The sequence below is a fragment of the Brevibacterium litoralis genome (assembly GCF_040212315.1).
GTDB classification, from domain to species: domain Bacteria; phylum Actinomycetota; class Actinomycetes; order Actinomycetales; family Brevibacteriaceae; genus Brevibacterium; species Brevibacterium litoralis.
In genome coordinates, this window is the sequence record NZ_JBDIUY010000028.1 from 58,134 (window position 1) to 76,546 (window position 18,413).

Consider the following 18,413-nt stretch of genomic DNA (forward strand, 5'->3'; position numbering starts at 1 on the left):
GCATCATCGAGACCGTTGTCGGCACTCTCAGAGACTCTTGGGCGCTCTACATCGCGGAGTCGGTGGCACCCAGTTGTGCGGCCACTTGAGAGGCGAAGGTCGGATCGACGTGGATTCGGGCGACGACGTCGTCAGCGATCTTGTCCACATCAAGAGGCCCGTCTGGGCCGTCGTACTCCACCGACTGCGCGGGCCACTGGAAATCGACCCGCGGGGTGTAGGCGCTCTCTCCGTCGTCGCCGTAGGCAGTGAGGACATGATCAAAGACAAGCCGCACCTTCGAAGAGAAGATGTCGAGCGTGTAGGGCGTCTCGGGCAGCTCTTGGTCCAGGACTCGTCGGATCGTGCTGTCGACGTCATTCATCACGTCGACCTTGCGTCGCCAGTCTTGGACTAGTTTGTCGTGGAGATGTTCCAGCAGCTTCTTTGCGCTGGCCTTCACCGTGTCGCGCTCGTCGTCGGTGAGCACCGGATCGGGCTGGGTCAGCAGGTCGACGATCGCTAGCTCTTCCTCGGTCATCCCCTCACGAGCCGACCGTTCCTCCTCCTCGGTCAGGTTCTGCGTCAACTCGATCAAGCGCCGCAGGTACTCGTCGATGTTCACGCTGCCGGAGTTGTAGTCGTCGATCAGCCGCTCGATCCGCTCGACGAGTTCGTATCTGGTGGGGTTACGCGTTGCCGAGGCGATGGCCTGCTGGCGGAGCAGTTGCGCCAGCCGGTCTGCCTCGGCTCGCTTACGACCAGCGAACTTGGTCGCCAGGCCCTCGAAGTCGATCAAAGACAGATCGATCAGCGGGTCTGGCTTGGTGCCTTCGGCAGCGGCGCGAATGACGTACTCCTCGGCACCCACTGACCGGTCGAGCAGTGCGTCCACCGCATCCGTGACCGAACCGAGGTCCGCCTCGGCCGGCCGTGTGACCTCCGCGATGCGCTCGGCGAGCACTCTGATCGCTGCGACGTTGCGTTGCTGCGCAGCAGCCTTGGGGTCGGGCAGGAGGGCCTTGAAGAGCTTCCGCACCTGGCGTGCCTTCTGCTGGAAGTCGGTGCGTGTGCACTCGTCGACGAGTAGCGCCTCGACAGCTGCGTCGCGCTTGGCGACGTGGTCGAATCCTTCGGCGTCGCGCATCGCAGCAAGGTCGACTCCGACGCCGGTGCAGAAGGCGAACAGGTCGGCCACGGCAGCGTCCAGCTCGGCGGCGAGGGCGTCGATGATTTCGATCGGTGAGTCGCCGGCGTTCGCGGCCCCGTAGATCGCCAACGCCTTCTCCAGGTTCCGGAAGACACCGACGTAGTCGACGATCAGGCCATTGTCCTTCTCCGGGAATACGCGGTTCGCACGGGCGATCGTCTGCATCAACGTGTGGTTGCGCATCGGGCGATCGAGATAGATCGTCGAGACACTCGGCGCGTCAAAACCGGTCATCCACATCGCGCAGACAAACACCAGTCGCAGCGGGTCCTCTGCGTCCTTGAACTTCTCCGCTAAGTCCTCGCGGTTCATCCGCTCACGGTGCGGCCGAATGTCCAGCCCGAGGTCGTCGAGCATCTTCAACTCGTTCTGGCTCTGCGAGACGACCACAGCCATGTCGGTGGTCTCCATGAGCTCGATCCGCGAGGCGAGCCACGGCCGCTCGAGCTCCGGTAGTGCGTCGTGCTCGGCTTTCAATGCCGCCAAGTGCTCACCCCAGGCCTCCTGGACGAGGTTGTACATGCGGACGGCAGCAGCCTTGTCGAGCCCGACGTACATTGCTTTACCACTGAACCCGCGCCCTACGAAGTGTGCGACAAGGTCCCTGGCAAGCGTCTTCAATCGCTCCGGACGGGTGAGCAACGTGTACTGCGTGCCGAAGTCACGGGCCAACTGGCCTTCTGCGTCCTCGTCGAGCTCAGCATCCTCGAGAATAGCCTCGAGTTCGTCGGAGAAGTTTTCGTTGGTGAGCTGAAGTTCGGGAATGCGGTTCTCATAATAGAGCGGGACCGTCGCACCGTCTTCAATGGCATCACGGAAGTTATAGACGCTGACGTAGTCACCGAACTGCTCGCGCGTGGCCTGCTCCTCACCCTCGATCAGCGGGGTGCCGGTGAAACCCATCATCGACGCGTTCGGCAGCGCTGTGCGCATGTTCAGCGCGAGGGTGTCGTACTGACTGCGGTGCGCCTCGTCAGTAATGACGATGACTTCCGAGCGTGTGGAGAGAACCGGCATCTGCCGCTCCCCCAATGCCTTCGACGGCTGGAACTTGTGGATCAACGTGAACACGTACCGGTGGTCGGCCGCCAGCAGATCGCGCAGGTGCGCCACGGAGTCTGCGTGCACTCGGGCCTCTGGCGAGATAGCTCCGGCGTCGGCGAACTCACCGTGCAACTGAGTATCCAGTTCCGTGCGGTCGGTGACCATGACGAACGTCCAATTGCCCGGTATTTGGCGCAGCACCTTCTGCGTGAACCACAGCATCGACAGCGACTTGCCGGAGCCCTGGGTGTGCCAAAACACCCCGAGGCGCTTGTCCTGCTCGGCTCGCGCCCGGTGCAGGTTCTCGATCGCGGCGTTGACTCCGAGGACTTGGTGAGATCGCGCGAGCACCTTTATCAGACCACCAGGCCGCTCCATGTACGCGACGAAGTTCTCCAGCAGGTCAAGCAGGACGGATGGATCGCAGGTACCTCGCAGCGCAGTCTCCAGGGCGACCACACCTCGGGTACCGTGGGCGTCGATGACCTTCCAATCGTTGAAGAACTCCCACGGCGCGTAAGTTGACCCGACCTTCGCCTGGCTTCCATTGGACAGCAGCACGAAGCAGTTAGGGATGAATAGCTGCGGAATCGTGTCCCGGTAGTCAGTCAGGTTGTTGTCGTAGGCCGACTTGACCGACTCGTTGGGCGCCTTGAACTCCATCAGCACCAGCGGTACCCCGTTGACGAACAGCGCCAGATCCAGCCGCCGGCTGTGCAGGTTGCCCTTGACCCACATCTGCTGAGCCGCCAACAAGTCGTTATTCGATGGATCCGCGAAGTCGAGGAACCGTAAGGTCTCAATCTGCTTCGCGCCCTGGTCGTCAACCCACTCCGCCAGATAGCCGTCACGCAGCAAATCATGGACTTCTCTGTTAGCGCGGACCCGATCCATGGCTGTGCGGTCCTTCGTCAGTACCTCGACCGCCTCGTTGATAGCGATATCGGGCACGTACTCAGAGTTGATCTTGCGCATAGCAAGCCGGAGCCGGTGAACGAGCACGACATCACGTTGGGAATCGCGCCCCAGGCTGCCCTCGGGTCCCAAGATCTCCTGGAAGGCGTCGACTGGAGCCCAGCCGAGCTCCGCCAGAAGCTCGATGCTCGGCTTTTCGACGAACCGGTATTCCGGGCCCGTGGGAGTCATTACGCCACCTGCTCCGCGAACAACGCATCGAGGTCTAGCGTCGAGACGTCGATTTGACCCGTCACAAGCTTCGGCAGGAGAGCATCTCGGAGCGCGCCGAGTCTCCCCGATTCGTCAAACAAGACCTTGGCCTGCAGAAGGAGCGGTTCCGCAGTGTCCTCGAACTCATCCGAAAGCCCACCTGGCGGCGCAGCGATCAAGTAGGAGTCAAAGCACTCGTTCCGCACGCGCTGACGACCACTTGCCCCGCTCATACTCGAGATCGCATGACCCCTGAAGTGTTCGTCTCGGGCTAAACAGTACGTGTACGCCGATCCAACGAGTCGCCCTCGCAACACGATGAACTCGGTAGATCCCATCCCGACCTCCCCCACCGCCAGCGACTGAACGAGACCGGTCTTACCGTTCTGCAAGCATGGGGTTATCCGAGCAAACAAGGTGTCCCCGAGCTCAAACTTGGTACCTGATCCACCAGCGCGAACATCACTCGGTCGACAGCTGAGACTCCCCTCATCGAGGTCGCCCATCGTGATGAAGGGGTGCTTCACCGACTTATCGAGCTTGATTCGGGGGTTCACGGTGATCAGCGTCGAAGCAGGAACGACCTCCCACCCCTCGGGGATGGGGCCGAGGACGGAGTCGACCATGGGCACGTCCTCGTGGCCGGGGTAGCGGAACTTCACGAACCACTCACGGTAGATGGCCCGCGCCATCTCCTCCAGCAGCTCAATCCGACGCCGATTGTTCTCAATCAGATCGTCGAAGACAGCCATTACCTGTCCAATACAGACGCGCACATCCGGCCCAGGAACGCGGAACCGAAGCGCCTTCAGAATTCCCTGAGTAACCAACGGTTGAGCCGCCCCGCCGGCATGGCGATGAAGCTGCGCAGAACGCAGGAGACAGCCCAAGTAGTCGAGATCCTCATCGATCGCTGGTTCGATGACGATGGTGTTGTCCGACGCCCAGAACGGTTCGTGGCTAACTGCTACAGCTCCGCAATAGGCACCGACGCGGCCCACGATGATTCCTGATCCGTATCGGGCCTCATCTGAGCCGCCGATAACACCGTTCGCGCCGTAGGCTTTGAACTCGCCTGGCTGCCCTGGCGTGATCGGTTTTCCGCTCGAGAACTTCCCTAGTTCCGAGAGCGTGACCTCCCGCCACTCACTCATACGTCGAGAATCCCTTGAACGGCCACGTCGACCTTGGATCGCAGCACGTCGGCCTCGTCACTTAGCGCAGTGAACTCCTCGTACAACGCAGCGAGATCGCCCATGAAGTCGACATCGCTCTCGTCGACGACCGCGGTGCCGGTGTAGCGGCCAGGGTTGAGGCTCCAGCCCTGCGCCTCGATCTCGTCGCGGGTGGCGACCTTACACAAGCCGCCAACGTCGACGTACTTGCCGTCGGGGAAGTTCTCGTCTAGCAGCGCTTCACTCCCCTCGCTCGTCTCGACATCTTCGCCACGGTAGAGCCTCACGATGTTGGCCAGGAACTCGATCTGCTCGGGCGTGAAGTCACGGTGGGCGCGATCGATCTGGTGGAAGATGTGCCGGGCGTCGATGAACAACACCGTGTCCTCGCGCGGCGTCCCGACCTTGGCCTTGTCGAGGAACCACAGCGTCACCGGCAAGGTGACTGTGTAGAAGAAGTTTGAGCTGATGGCGACCATCACGTCGACGGTCCCCGACTCGATCAGCTGCTTGCGGATCTCCTTCTCGGAATGGCCGGCATCACCGGCAGAGTTGGCCATGACGAATCCTGCACGGCCCTCAGGAGAGAGTGCGGTGTAGAACTGCTGGACCCACAGGAAGTTACCATTGTCAGCCTTGGGCAGGCCGAACGGGAACCTCTTGTCGCCAGCCAGCTGCCCCTTCTTGATCTTGTCGACATTGAACGGCGGGTTGGCCATCACATAGTCGAAGGCACCGACAGCGCCGTGCGGGTCCTCGTAATAGCTATTGGCCTGACGAATGTCACCCGAGAGCCCGTGCAGTGCGAGGTTCATCTTGGCAAGTGGAACGGTGTCCTCGGTCTTCTCCGTCCCGAAGACAGAGAGCTGACGGCTGGCCGATTCGTGGTGCCGCTCGACGAACTTCGCGCACTGAACGAACATGCCGCCCGACCCACACGCGGGGTCGAAGACTCGCCCCTGGAACGGCTGCAAGATCTCCACGATGAGACGGACGATGGAGTACGGCGTGAAGTACTCGCCGCCTCCCCTGCCCTCCTGCGCGGCGAAGTTGGAGAGGAAGTCCTCATAGATGAAGCCGAACGCATCGCCCGCGAGCTGGGTGGGCAGCGGTGCGAAGAGCCGGAGCAGTTCGACCAGCGTCGGACGCTCAAGCTTCTGATAGCCGCGAGGCAGGATGTCCTTGAGCTCCGGGTTGGCGTCCTCGATAGCCTTGATCGCCTCGTCGGTGGCCTTCCCGACATCGGCACCCTCGGGCAGATCGACAAGGTGGGAGAGCCGAGACTCAGCGGGGACGTACAGCACCGATTTTGCCTTGTAGTCCGCGACCGTCGCGGGGTTACGTGCGCTGGAGTTGGCCTCAACCTCTTCGCGGACGGTCTCGAAACGGTTCTCGGCGTACGCGAGGAACACCAAGCCGAGGACTGGGTCGCGATACTGAACAGGCGTCAGCTTGGAGTTCGCGCGCAACTCGTCCGCGGCGCTCCACAGCATCGCGCGAACCTTGGCAAGATCAGTTGTCTTCATTTCTTACTCCCAGACGTAAGCCCCGTCCTAAATTCCACCACGTCGCCGTCGACCATCACGTAGTCCTTGCCCTCCATGCGGACCTTGCCGGCGGCCTTCGCGTCGGCCATGGAGCCGGCGGCGTCGAGGTCGTCGAAGGACACTATCTCGGCCTTGATGAAGCCCTTCTCGAAGTCCGTGTGGATGACGCCCGCGGCCTGCGGGGCGGTGTCACCCTTGTGGATCGTCCAGGCGCGTGACTCCTTGGGGCCGGCCGTCAGGTAGGTCTGCAGCCCGAGGGTGTCGAAACCGATGCGCGCCAGCTGGTCGAGGCCCGCCTCGTCCTGCTCGCTCATCTCCAGCATCTCGGCGGCGGACTCCTCGTCGAGCTCGGCGAGCTCCGACTCGAACTTCGCGTCGAGGAAGATCGCCTCGACCGGCGCCACGAGGTCCCGCATCTTCTGCTTGGCGTCCTCGTCGGCCAGCACGTCGTCGTCCACGTTGAACACGTAGAGGAACGGCTTGGTCGTCATGAGCTGCAGCTCGTGCAGCGGGCTCGCGTCGAACCCGTCCTTCTGCATCGCGGTGTAGAGCGTCGTACCTTCTTCGAGGATCGCCTGAGCGGCGTCCATCGCCTCGAGCACCGAGGGGTCCACGGTCTTCCGCTTGACCTCCTTCTCGATGCGCGGGCGCGCCTTCTCGATCGTCTGGAGGTCGGCGAGCACGAGCTCGGTGTTGATCGTGTCGATGTCGTCGGCCGGGCTCACCTTGCCGTCCACGTGCACGACGTCCCCGTCGGTGAATCCACGGATCACCTGGCAGATCGCATCCGCCTCGCGGATGTTCGCGAGGAACTGGTTGCCCAGGCCCTCACCCTCGGACGCACCCCGCACGATGCCCGCGATGTCGACGAAGCTCACCGTCGCCGGGAGGATCTTCTCCGAGCCGAAGATCTCCGCCAGGCGCTGCAGCCGCGGGTCGGGCAGTTCGACCACGCCGACGTTCGGTTCGATCGTCGCGAACGGGTAGTTCGCGGCGAGGACCTGGTTCTTGGTCAGGGCATTGAACATGGTGGACTTGCCGACGTTGGGCAGTCCGACGATTCCGATAGTAAGAGCCACGGCAGGCAAGTCTACCGGCCAACTTCGTCATGAGGAGTGCAGGGCGCCTCGCGAGCGGTTACGCTCCCGTCATCATCCCCACGGCCCCGTTCAAAGGAGAACGCGATGACAGCACCTGCATCCCTGACCCACCGGGAGAGTTTCCACGTCGGTCGAGTCGTGCAGCTCACCTTCGTCGCCGCGCTCGGCGGCTTCCTCTTCGGTTACGACACCTCCGTCATCAACGGGGCGGTCTCGGCGCTGTCCGCGGACTTCGGTCTCGGCAGTTTCACGACCGGTTTCACGGTCTCCTCCGCACTGCTCGGCTGCATGGTCGGTGCCTACCTGGCCGGTCGGATCTCGGCGTCCATCGGCCGTGTCCGGGTCATGATGCTCGCTGCGGCCTTCTTCATCGTCTCCGCGATCGGTTCCGGCCTGGCCTTCACCGAATGGGACCTCATCCTGTGGCGCGTGGTCGGTGGACTGGGTGTCGGTGCGGCCTCCGTCATCGCCCCGGCGTACATCGCCGAGATCTCTCCGGCGAGTGCGCGCGGGCGCCTCGGCTCCATGCAGCAGCTGGCGATCGTCTGCGGCATCTTCGCCGCGCTCGGTATCGACTACGTCATCGCGATCAACGCCGGCGGCGCGGCCGAACCCTCGCTCTTCGGCCTCGCGGCCTGGAGGTGGATGTTCATCGCCGAGGTGGTCCCGGCTCTCGTCTACGGTGTCCTGGCGCTCACGGTGCCGGAGTCCCCGCGTTTCCTCGTGCAGAAGGGCAAGGACGACCAGGCCGCGAAGGTGCTCGGTTCCATCCTCGGTGAAGGCGTGCAGGAACGCATCGACGAGATCCGGTCGACCCTCCACGTCGAGGCGAAGGCGAGCATCCGGGACATCTTCGCCCCCGGTTCCAACCGCATCCTGCCGATCGTGTGGATCGGTATCGCGCTGTCGGTGTTCCAGCAGTTCGTCGGCATCAACGTGATCTTCTACTACTCGAACACGCTGTGGCAGTCCGTCGGGTTCTCGGAGAACGACTCCTTCACCATCACGGTGATCACCTCGGTGACGAACATCGTCGTCACGGTCGTCGCGATCCTGCTCATCGACAGGATCGGCCGGAAGCTGTTGCTCACCGTCGGCTCCGCCGGAATGTTCGTGACCCTCGGCCTCATGACGCTGTGCTTCACCGCCGGCGTCGACCGCTCCGTGACCGACACCGTCGCGCTGCTGCCCGGCTACGACGTCACCGCGCTCATCGCGGCGAACGCCTTCGTCGTCTTCTTCGGTGCGTCCTGGGGCCCCGGTGTCTGGGTGCTCCTCGGCGAGATCTTCAACAACCGCATCCGCGCCATCGCCCTGGGCATCGCGGCCGCCGCACAGTGGCTGGCGAACTTCGCGATCTCCACGACCTTCCCGGCCATGGCCGACGTGGGCCTGTGGTTCGCCTACGGCTTCTACTCGCTGTGCGCGCTCGCGTCCTTCTTCTTCGTCCTCAAGTTCGTGCAGGAGACGAAGGGCAAGGAGCTGGAGGAGATGGTCTGAGGGCCGACGACCGGCGCCGACCGGGGCCGCGGACTCAGCGGAGTTCGTGGTCCCGGTCGGCGCCGTCCTTCTTGTTCGAGGACGCCTTGCCCGCGGCCTTGAAGTCCTTCCGGAGTTCGCGCGGCAGGGAGAACATGAGGTCCTCCTCCGCGGTGCGGACCTCTTCGACGGTGCCGAACCCGTACTCGGCCAGCAGCGTCAGCAGGTCCTGGACGAGGGTCTCGGGCACGCTCGCACCACTCGTGAGGCCGACGGTCGCGACGTCGTGGAACCACTCCTCGTCGACCTCGCGGGCGAAGTCCACGCGGTGCGAGGCCTTGGCGCCGTGCTCCAGGGCGACCTCCATGAGACGCACGGAGTTCGAGGAGTTCGCCGACCCGACGACGAGCACGAGATCCGCCTGCGGGGCGATCTTCTTCACCGCGACCTGTCGGTTCTGGGTGGCATAGCAGATGTCGTCCGAGGGCGGGCTGGTGAGCTGCGGGTACCGTGCGGTGAGGATGTCGACCGTCTCCATCGTCTCGTCGACGCTCAGGGTCGTCTGCGAGAGCCACACGAGCTTGTCCGTGTCCGGCAGTTCGACGGTCCGTGCCTCGTCCGGGTTCTGCACGAGAATCGTGGCCTCCGGGGCCTCACCCATGGTGCCCTCGACCTCCTCGTGGCCGGCATGACCGACGAGGACGATCGTGTACCCCTGCTTGGCGTAGCGGACGGCCTCCTTGTGGACCTTCGTCACGAGCGGGCAGGTGGCGTCGATGGTGCGCAGTTCGAGTTCGGCCGCCTCGGCGTGGACGGCCGGGGACACGCCGTGCGCGGAGAACACGACACGTTCACCCTCGGGGACCTCCGAGGTTTCGTCGACGAACACCGCACCCCGTTCGGTGAGGGTGTCGACCACGTGCCGGTTGTGCACGATCTCCTTGCGGACGTAGATCGGCGCACCGTAGTGCTCCAGCGCCTTCTCCACGGTGATGACCGCGCGGTCGACACCGGCGCAGTAGCCACGCGGCGCGGCCAACAGGACCTTCTTCTCCACTCCCTCCGGGGACCGGATCTCCGAGGGGTCCTTGCGGACACGGGGCATGGAGGGGATGCCCAGACCGATCGTCGCGGGTCCGGTGGGTGCACTCGTGGGCGTCGCGGTGGAAGTCACGGCCCCAGTCTACGGACGTACACCTGAGTACTCACCCCACGGAGACGAGGAGCACGTCACGTGCCCGGAGGACGATCGGTGGAAGAATGGTGTCCGAGGCTCCTGGATAGACTCGCGGACACATGGTCGTCGAACGTGCGGGAGGGGTCGTGACAGGGACGGGAACCGGGTCGGGCACAGGGTCGGGCACAGCATCGAACACGGGGACGGGCGCGGGCGGACCGCGGATCTCCGGGACACCCGGGAGTCTCGGGGAAGAGGCCCCGCGCACCACCCCACTGCCGGCGAAGGCCGCGGACACCACCGCGGAGTCCCCGTGGCCGGTGAGTCTGCTGAGCCGCAACATCAAGGCCTACGTCGAGAAGATGTCCTCCGTCTGGGTCGAGGGCCAGGTCGTCGAATTCAATCGGCGCGCCAAGGCCTCCTACCTCACCCTGCGGGACATCGACGAGGAGATGTCGCTGCCCCTCCAGATCTGGGCGAACGTCCTCGACCGCATGGAGTCCCCCGTCGAACAGGGCTCGCGCGTGGTCGTCCGGGTCAAACCGAACTTCTGGCTCAAGGCCGGTCGGATGAGCATGCAGGCGAGCGACATACGGGCCGTCGGTCTGGGTGACCTGCTCGCCCGCCTGGAGAAGCTGCGCCGCACCCTCGGCGCGGAGGGACTGTTCGACCCCTCGCTCAAGAAACCCCTGCCCTTCCTCCCTCACCGCATCGGCCTCATCACCGGCCGCGATTCCGACGCGGAGAAGGACGTCATGCGCAATGCCGGCCTGCGTTGGCCGGCGGTGCAGTTCGAGGTCCGAAACGTCGCGGTCCAGGGTGTCGATGCCGTCCCCCAGGTCCGCCGCGCCTTCGCGGAGTTGGACGCCATGGAGAGCGTCGACGTCATCGTCATCGCCCGCGGTGGCGGCAGTTTCGAGGATCTCCTGCCCTTCTCGAACGAGGCACTGATCCGCGACGTGTGGCAGGCACGCACACCGGTCGTCTCCGCCATCGGCCACGAGGCCGACCGCCCGATCCTCGACGAGGTCGTGGACATGCGGGCCTCCACCCCCACGGATGCCGCCAAGCGGATCGTCCCGGACATCGCGGAGGAACGGATGGGTGTCCTCCAGGCCCGGGCCAACCTCGACGGGGCCATCGACCGTCTCCTCAAGCGGGAGTCCGACGCCCTGGCCGCCGTTCGCTCCCGGCCCGTGCTCGCGGAACCGGGATCGATGATCACCGTGCGCGAGCAGGACCTCCACACCCTCCGGTCCCGGTCCTGGCAGGCGGGGTCCGCGGCGGTCGACCGCGGAGCCGCCCAGATCGCACACCTCCGGGCACAGGTGCGGTCCCTGTCCCCCAGGGCGACACTCGCCCGCGGCTACGCCGTGGTACAGACCGCCGACGGCGCGGCCGTCCGGGACACCACCCAGGTGGAGCAGGGCTCCACGGTGCACGTCCGGGTGGAGAACGGCCGGTTCGACGCGACCGTCACCACGGTCGACCGGTCCGGCGAGGACACCTGACCGACTCCGCACGACCGAGATCCATACGACCCCGACTCACACGACGAGAGGACACACCATGACGACACCGGCACAGGGCACCACCGAGGTCTCGGCCCTCAGTTACGAACAGGCACGGGAGGAACTCGTCACCACCGTGCGCACGCTGGAGGCCGGCAACCTGCCGCTCGAGGAATCACTGCGCCTGTGGGAACGCGGCGAGGCACTGGCCGACCACTGCCAGGCGTGGCTCGACGGCGCCCGTACCACACTCGACGCGGCCCGCGCCCGGCGCGAGGAGACCGAAGGTCAGGCCCACGAGGGCTGATCTCCGGTCGGGAACTCAGCGCAGGTTCTCGGGGGCAGGGCCTCCGGGGCGGGGCCGACCTCAGGCGAGGGAGTCGAGTGCGGAGGTGATGACCGCCTCGAAGCTCTCGACGGTTCCGGTCCCGATGAAGACGAGGGTCGTGTCGGACGCGGTCCCCACGTAGGCGACACGGGACCCGGAGTTCTGGTGCACCGTGAACTCGGTGCCGGCGACCGTCTCGGTGCGCGACTCCACCATGTCGTCGTCGAGCATCGAATCGGCCCAGTCCCCCGTGGTGTCGGCGGCCTGCCGCAGCGACACCCACTGCTGCTGCGGGCCGATGAAGGAGGCGTACCAGGTCACGAGGGCCGGTTCACCCATCGGCTTGTAGGTGGCCTCGTTCGCCACCCAGTCCGTCGGCAGGGTCGGCACCGCGAGGTCGAAGTCCGCACCCTCCTCGCCACCCGCCACGGATTCGGCGATCGCCACGTGGTCGACCACCCGCTCGAATTCGGTCTCCGGGCGTGGCACGAAGGCCAGCGCCAGGAACACCACGAGCATGCACGCGCCCAGAGCGATCGCCATGTTCACCCAGTTGGCACGGAGCTTGAGTTGTGTGTGGGACTCGGGCTGCTGCTGGCTCATCGCGGGGTTCGTCGCTGCTTTCCGTTCGAAGGCGGTGACCGGTCTCGATCCGGTCGATGGTCCGACCCCACGATTCTACGTCCCGTCGAGAGCACCGCGCCGCATCACCGGTGCCCACCGGAACGATTCGACTTACGGTCACGGAGCATGCGACACCGCGGCCGCAGCCGGGCCCCGAGTGGGACTCGTGACACAATGACCCCATGAGCGAGACGACGCAGTCGGAGGAGACTCCCGAGGTGAACAACGAGAAGGCACATCACAGCGGTGGCCGGGCGGAGACTCCTCCCGTCGCCGTGACCGACGAGTGGACGCAGAAGCTACGCACCACCGAAGGTGAACCCGACCGCAACCTCGCGCTCGAACTCGTGCGCGTGTCCGAGGCCGCTGCGATCGCCGCCGCCCCGTGGGTGGGTCGCGGCGAGAAGCTCAAGGCCGACGGTGCCGCCGTGGCCGCGATGCGCAACGTCATCTCCACCGTCCGGATGGACGGCACCGTCGTCATCGGCGAGGGTGAGAAGGACGAGGCGCCCATGCTCTTCAACGGTGAACAGGTGGGCGACGGCAACGGCCCCAAGGTGGACGTCGCGGTCGACCCGATCGACGGCACCACCCTCACCGCCCAGGGCATGGCAGGCGCGATCTCCGTCATGGCCGTCTCCGAGGGCGGCGCCATGTACGACCCGTCCGCGGTCTTCTACATGGAAAAGCTCGTCACCGGCCCCGAGGCCGCCGACTTCGTCGACCTCCGTCTGCCCGTGGCCGAGAACATCCGCCGCGTCGCCAAGGCGAAGAAGACGGACATCTCGAACATCACGGTCGTCGTCCTCGACCGTCCGCGCCACGCCGACCTCATCGCGGAGATCCGTGAGGCGGGGGCCCGCATCCGCCTGATCCGCGACGGCGACGTCGCCGGCGCGATCGCCGCCTGCCGCCCCGGCACCGGCATCGACATGCTCATGGGCATCGGCGGCACCCCCGAGGGCATCATCACCGCCTGCGCCGTCAAGGCCCTCGGCGGCATGATCCAGGGTCGCCTGTGGCCGCAGTCCGACGAGGAGCGCGCGAACGCCGAGGCCGCCGGCCTCGACTGCGACGCGATCCTCAACACGGACGACCTCACGACCGGCGACAACACCTACTTCGTCGCCACCGGCATCACCGACGGTGACCTGCTGGAGGGCGTCCGCTACGAGGGTGGGCACGTCATGACGCATTCCCTCGTCATGCGCTCGCGTTCCGGCACCGTCCGCAACGTCTACGCGGAGCACAAGCTGGAGAAGACGCACTCGTACGTCGACGCCGCGGAGGAAGCGGCCCGCCGCGGACTCGTCTGAACCGATGACTGCACCCACGGACAGCCCGCAGACCCCACGGACCCCGGACGAGGCCTACCGTCGTCTGCTCGAGGGCAATGAACGCTTCGTCACGGAGTCCCCGCTCCATCCCAACCAGGACGCCTCCCGGCGCGCGGCCCTCGCCGGCGGGCAGCAGCCCTTCGCCAGCCTGCTCGGATGCTCCGACTCCCGTGTCGCCGCGGAGATGATCTTCGACGTCGGCCTGGGAGAGATGTTCATCGTACGGACCGCCGGTCAGGTCACCGGCAACGTGTCGATGGGCAGCCTGGAGTACGGCGTCGCCGTCCTCGGCACCCCTCTGCTCGTCGTGCTCGGTCACGACGGCTGTGGAGCGGTCCGGGCGACGGTCGAGGCCGTCGAGTCCGGTGACACTCCCCCGGGGTTCATCGGCGACATCACGTCGAGCCTCTACCCCTCCGTCGTCCGGACCCGTCGGGGTGGGGACCAGAGTGTGGACGGGGCCGTCGCACAGAACGTCGTCGACACCGTCCACTCACTCGCCCAGCGTTCCCACCTGTTGCGGCGTGCACTCCTCGACGGCTCCTTGCAGATCGTGGGCCTCACCTATGATCTGCACGACGGCCGCGTCCGTGAGGTCGCACGTCTCACCGCCGAGGACCCCGGCCCCACGGCCTGAGTCCCGGCCCCGGCGCACCACCACCCGGGCCCGGGCCCGGACTCCGCCGCCCGACACCACGGGCACACCGCACACGTCCCGTCCCTGCCGACCGAACCGGCGGGGGCCCCGATCTCCCGGCCGATTCCGGGCCGGACCGCGTTCACCACCGAAAGGACAGGTCAGAACCGTCATGACGCAGGAATTCCGCATCGAGCACGACACGATGGGTGAGGTCAAGGTCCCGATCGACGCCCTCTACCGCGCGCAGACGCAGCGCGCCGTCGAGAACTTCCCGATCTCCGGCAAGACCCTGGAGCGCGAGCACATCGCCGCACTCGCCCAGGTGAAGAAGGCCGCCGCCCGTGCCAACGCCGAGCTCGGCGTGCTCGACGAGCAGCGTGCGCAGGCCATCCAGGACGCAGCCGACAAGATCATCGCCGGCGACCTCGACGACCATTTCCCGATCGACGTCTTCCAGACCGGTTCGGGCACGAGCTCGAACATGAACACGAACGAGGTCATCGCGACCCTCGCCTCGCAGGCTCTGGAGTCCGCCGGCGTCGAGGTCCACCCGAACGATCACGTCAACGCCTCGCAGTCGAGCAACGACGTGTTCCCCACCTCCGTGCACGTCGCCGTGACGAACGCCCTCGTCAACCAGCTGATCCCGGCGCTGAAGAAGCTCGAAGACGCCCTGGAGGTCAAGCACGAGGAGTTCGCCTCCGTCGTCAAGTCCGGCCGCACCCACCTCATGGACGCCACGCCCATCACCCTGGGCCAGGAGTTCGGTGGCTACGCCGCACAGATCCGCTACGCCATCGAGCGCGTCGAGGCCTCCCTCCCCCGCGTCGCCGAGGTCCCCCAGGGCGGCACCGCCGTCGGCACCGGCATCAACACCCCGGCCGGTTTCTCCTCCCGCGTCGTCGCCCTGCTCGCCGAGCAGACCGGCCTGCCGATCACCGAGGCCCGCAACCACTTCGAGGCGCAGGCCAACCGCACGGGCCTCGTCGAGGTCTCCGGTCAGCTCCGGACGATCGCGTACGACTTCGTGAAGATCAACAACGACCTGCGCTGGATGGGCTCCGGCCCGAACACCGGCCTGGGCGAGGTCGCCATCCCCGACCTCCAGCCCGGTTCGTCGATCATGCCCGGCAAGGTCAACCCGGTCATCTGCGAGGCCTCCATCCAGGCCATGCACCAGATCATCGGCAACGACACCGTCGTCGCACTGTCCTCGACGAACGGTCAGTTCGAGCTCAACGTCGGCATCCCGGTGATGGCCGCCAACCTCCTCGAGTCGATCCGCCTCATGGCCAACGTCTCGATTGTCATGACCGACAAGATGATCACCGGTCTCAAGGCCAACGAGGAGCGCGCCCGCTTCCTCGCCGAGGCCTCCCCCTCGATCGTCACCCCGCTCAACAAGGTGATCGGTTACGAGGCGGCCGCCAAGATCGCCAAGTACTCCGTCAACAACAAGATGACCGTCAAGGAGGCGACCATCGCCCTCGGCTTCGTCGAGGACGGGTCGATCACCGAGGCGGACCTCGACGCCGCCCTCGACGTCACGACGATGATCGGCGAGTACAAGTAAGACCCACCTCTCCCCGGCACCGAGGCGTCCTGCAGTTCTCATGAAAAGAACTGCAGGACGCCTCGTGTGCGGAGGGTGGGGTGCCGGGGAGCGGGCGGCGTCGGGCTCAGTGCACGTCGAACTCTTCGAGGACGCTGGTGACGAGTGCGGCGATCTCGGAGCGTTCCGAGCGGGTGAGGGTCACGTGGGCGAAGAGGCGGTGGCCCTTGAGCTTCTCGATGACGGCGGCGACTCCGTCGTGGCGGCCGACCCGCAGGTTGTCGCGCTGGGCGACGTCGTGGGTGAGGACGACGCGGGAGTTGGTGCCCAGGCGGGAGAGCACCGTGAGGAGGACGGTGCGTTCGAGGGACTGTGCCTCGTCGACGACGACGAAGGCGTCGTGGAGGGACCGGCCCCGGATGTGAGTGAGCGGGAGCACCTCGAGGATGCCGCGGTGGACGACCTCGTCGATGACGTTGCGCGAGACCAGTGCGCCGAGGGTGTCGAACACGGCCTCCGCCCAGGGGTTCATCTTCTCGCCCTCGGTGCCCGGCAGGTAGCCGAGGTTCTGCCCGCCGACGGCGTAGAGCGGGCGGAAGACCATGATCTTGTCGTGGGTCCCGTCCTCCAGGACCGACTGCAGGCCCGCCATGAGTGCCATCGCCGACTTCCCCGTTCCCGCCCGGCCACCGAGGGAGACGATGCCGACGTCCGGGTCGGTGAGCAGGTCGATCGCCACGCGCTGTTCGGCGGACCGACCGTTGACCCCGAACACGTTCGCATCGCCCTTGACCGCCTTCACCGTGTTCGGCGCGACGACGCGGCCCAGTCCGGAGCCCCGCGGGGAGGTGAGCACGAGTCCGGTGTTGACGACCAGCCCCTCCGCCCGTGGCGTCTCGACCCGACCGGCGTCGTAGAGCGTCGCCATCTCCGCCTCGTCGAGGCCCAGCTCGGCCATCCCGGTGAACCCCGAGTCGACGGCCTGTTCGGCCAGGTACTCCTCGGCCTTGAGACCGAGTGATGCGGCTTTGATCCGCATGGGGACGTCCTTCGTCACGACGACGACGTCGTCACCCTCCGCCTGGAGGTTGCGGGCGACGGCGAGAATCCGGGTGTCGTTCTCCTTGCGATCGAAGGCCGCGGGCATCGCGGTCGCGTCCACGTGGTTGAGCTCGACCCGCAGGGTGCCGTCCTGCTCGTTGACCGAGAAGGGTTCGTCCAGGCGTCCCACCTCGGTCCGGAACGCCTCCAATTGCCCCAGGGCACGCCGGGCCGTGTACCCGAGCTCCGGGTGGTGCCGCTTGGCCTCGAGTTCCGTGACGACGATGAGGGGGATGACGACCTCGTGTTCGGCGAACCGGAGCATCGCGTGTGGATCGGACAGAAGCACCGAGGTGTCGAGCACGTAGGTGTGGAGTGTCGTGGCGGCCATGGTCTCCCCAGGGTTGTCCGTGAACCGGGGTGTACCACGAGATCCTTCCGACGACGAGGCGTGCACCCCGGACCGGTCGGCGACCGGATGCTCTCAACCTACGTCCTGTGGGCCGGTGCGGATGTTCCGGGCAGGAAGATTCCCGGTGACGAAGAGGTGAACAGGCGCCTCGGGGGTCACTTGCCGTAGCGACGGTTGCGCTGGGCGTAGGATCGGACCGCGCGGAGGAAGTCGGTACGCCGGAACCCGGGCCAGTAGACCTCGCAGAAGTAGAACTCCGAATAGGCGCTCTGCCAGACGAGGAAGCCGGACAGTCGCTGCTCCCCGGAGGTCCGGATGATGAGGTCCGGGTCGGGCTGCCCCTTGATGTAGAGGTGTTCGGACACCGAGTCCTCGGTGAAGTCCTCGAGCACCTGGGTGAGGTCTGCCCCCTCGGCCGCCCGCGTCCGCAGATAGGACTTCACCGCGTCGACGATCTCCTGTCGGCCGCTGTAGCCGACCGCGACGTTGACCCGCAGCTTCTTGGCAGCCGCATCTCCTGCGGCGGAGCGGTCCTCTGCCGCCTGCAGGCGGGACCGCAGGGGTTCCGGGATGACCTCCAGGTCACCTGCCAGGGAGAGGGAGACCGACCGCTTGTCCGCGATCCGCTCGACCATCTCGGAGATGATCTCCGTGAGGGCACCCACCTCGGCCTCGGAGCGGGCCAGGTTCTCCTTCGAGAGGACGTACAGCGTGACGATCTGCACGCCGATCTCCTCGCACCAGCCCAGGAACTCGACGATCTTGGCCGCTCCTGCCCGGTGCCCGTCGGCCGTCGTCGCGCCGAAGTCCTTGGCCCACCGGCGGTTGCCGTCGGTGATGACCCCGACGTGGCACGGGATCCGATCGGACGGACCGAGATTCTTGGTGATCCGGCGGTCGTAGAGCCGGTACAGCCACGACAGCGCGGATCGGCGCACGGGCTCTCCGGTCATCGGGTCTCCTGTCGGTGGGGCCGGTCGTACACCGACACATTACTCCCGCACCACCGACCCCGTTCGCACCGAGCTCCCACGCTGTGATGCCACCCACGGATCCTGCCCGGGAAGGCCGGATCGATAACTGTGTACAG

14 protein-coding genes are annotated in these 18,413 nt (G+C 66.0%); 6 read left to right on the forward strand and 8 right to left on the reverse strand.

The genetic code is table 11. The features are described 5' to 3' along the window. Positions 1-46: 46 nt before the first annotated feature. From AAD496_RS10430 to ychF, 4 genes are read right to left on the reverse strand one after another with little or no spacing between them, the layout of a single operon-like run. Positions 47-3,379, reverse strand: a complete 3,333-nt coding sequence (locus tag AAD496_RS10430; protein WP_349828649.1) for a type I restriction endonuclease subunit R — start codon at positions 3,377-3,379, stop codon at positions 47-49. Then, the gene (locus AAD496_RS10435; RefSeq protein ID WP_349828650.1) at positions 3,379-4,554 is read right to left on the reverse strand and encodes a restriction endonuclease subunit S; all 1,176 of its coding nucleotides are present in this window, start codon (positions 4,552-4,554) and stop codon (positions 3,379-3,381) included. The genes AAD496_RS10430 and AAD496_RS10435 overlap by 1 nt, the downstream gene beginning before the upstream one ends. Next, positions 4,551-6,101, reverse strand: a complete 1,551-nt coding sequence (locus AAD496_RS10440) for a type I restriction-modification system subunit M (RefSeq protein WP_349828651.1) — start codon at positions 6,099-6,101, stop codon at positions 4,551-4,553. Before AAD496_RS10440 ends, AAD496_RS10435 begins: the two co-directional genes overlap by 4 nt. Continuing rightward, on the reverse strand, positions 6,098-7,201 hold the full coding sequence (ychF, locus tag AAD496_RS10445) for a redox-regulated ATPase YchF (protein WP_349828653.1): 1,104 nt from the start codon (positions 7,199-7,201) through the stop codon (positions 6,098-6,100). The genes AAD496_RS10440 and ychF overlap by 4 nt, the downstream gene beginning before the upstream one ends. Before the next feature lie 105 nt (positions 7,202-7,306). On the opposite strand from ychF, the gene AAD496_RS10450 reads away from it, so the two are divergent. Beyond that, the gene (locus AAD496_RS10450) at positions 7,307-8,722 is read left to right on the forward strand and encodes a sugar porter family MFS transporter (RefSeq protein ID WP_349828654.1); all 1,416 of its coding nucleotides are present in this window, start codon (positions 7,307-7,309) and stop codon (positions 8,720-8,722) included. Positions 8,723-8,756: 34 nt separating this feature from the next. Here the strand turns inward: AAD496_RS10450 and AAD496_RS10455 are convergent, their stop codons facing one another. Continuing rightward, positions 8,757-9,815, reverse strand: coding sequence for a 4-hydroxy-3-methylbut-2-enyl diphosphate reductase (locus AAD496_RS10455; protein ID WP_349828790.1), 1,059 nt, complete (start codon positions 9,813-9,815; stop codon positions 8,757-8,759). Positions 9,816-10,198: 383 nt separating this feature from the next. On the opposite strand from AAD496_RS10455, the gene xseA reads away from it, so the two are divergent. After that, positions 10,199-11,389, forward strand: coding sequence for an exodeoxyribonuclease VII large subunit (gene xseA, locus AAD496_RS10460; protein ID WP_433913758.1), 1,191 nt, complete (start codon positions 10,199-10,201; stop codon positions 11,387-11,389). A 58-nt stretch (positions 11,390-11,447) separates the two neighbouring features. Further along, entirely contained in the window at positions 11,448-11,696 is a 249-nt protein-coding gene (locus tag AAD496_RS10465) for an exodeoxyribonuclease VII small subunit (protein ID WP_349828655.1), read from the forward strand. Positions 11,697-11,756: 60 nt separating this feature from the next. Here AAD496_RS10465 and AAD496_RS10470 read toward each other — a convergent pair whose 3' ends face one another. Then, entirely contained in the window at positions 11,757-12,320 is a 564-nt protein-coding gene (locus AAD496_RS10470) for a DUF4245 domain-containing protein (protein ID WP_349828657.1), read from the reverse strand. A gap of 203 nt (positions 12,321-12,523) precedes the next feature. Here AAD496_RS10470 and glpX point away from each other — a divergent pair, with 203 nt between their 5' ends. From glpX to AAD496_RS10485, 3 genes are all read left to right on the forward strand, one after another. Then, the gene (gene glpX, locus AAD496_RS10475; protein WP_349828658.1) at positions 12,524-13,657 is read left to right on the forward strand and encodes a class II fructose-bisphosphatase; all 1,134 of its coding nucleotides are present in this window, start codon (positions 12,524-12,526) and stop codon (positions 13,655-13,657) included. Between the two features lie 4 nt (positions 13,658-13,661). Further along, positions 13,662-14,315, forward strand: coding sequence for a carbonic anhydrase (locus AAD496_RS10480; protein WP_349828659.1), 654 nt, complete (start codon positions 13,662-13,664; stop codon positions 14,313-14,315). 172 nt (positions 14,316-14,487) lie between these two features. Then, entirely contained in the window at positions 14,488-15,891 is a 1,404-nt protein-coding gene (locus AAD496_RS10485; RefSeq protein WP_349828661.1) for a class II fumarate hydratase, read from the forward strand. Positions 15,892-15,997: 106 nt separating this feature from the next. Here AAD496_RS10485 and phoH2 read toward each other — a convergent pair whose 3' ends face one another. After that, a complete protein-coding gene (phoH2, locus tag AAD496_RS10490; RefSeq protein WP_349828662.1) occupies positions 15,998-17,302 on the reverse strand; it encodes an RNA 5'-3' helicase PhoH2 in 1,305 nt (434 codons plus the stop codon). Positions 17,303-17,478: 176 nt separating this feature from the next. Continuing rightward, positions 17,479-18,276, reverse strand: a complete 798-nt coding sequence (uppS, locus tag AAD496_RS10495) for a polyprenyl diphosphate synthase (protein ID WP_349828663.1) — start codon at positions 18,274-18,276, stop codon at positions 17,479-17,481. Between the last annotated feature and the right edge of the window lie 137 nt (positions 18,277-18,413).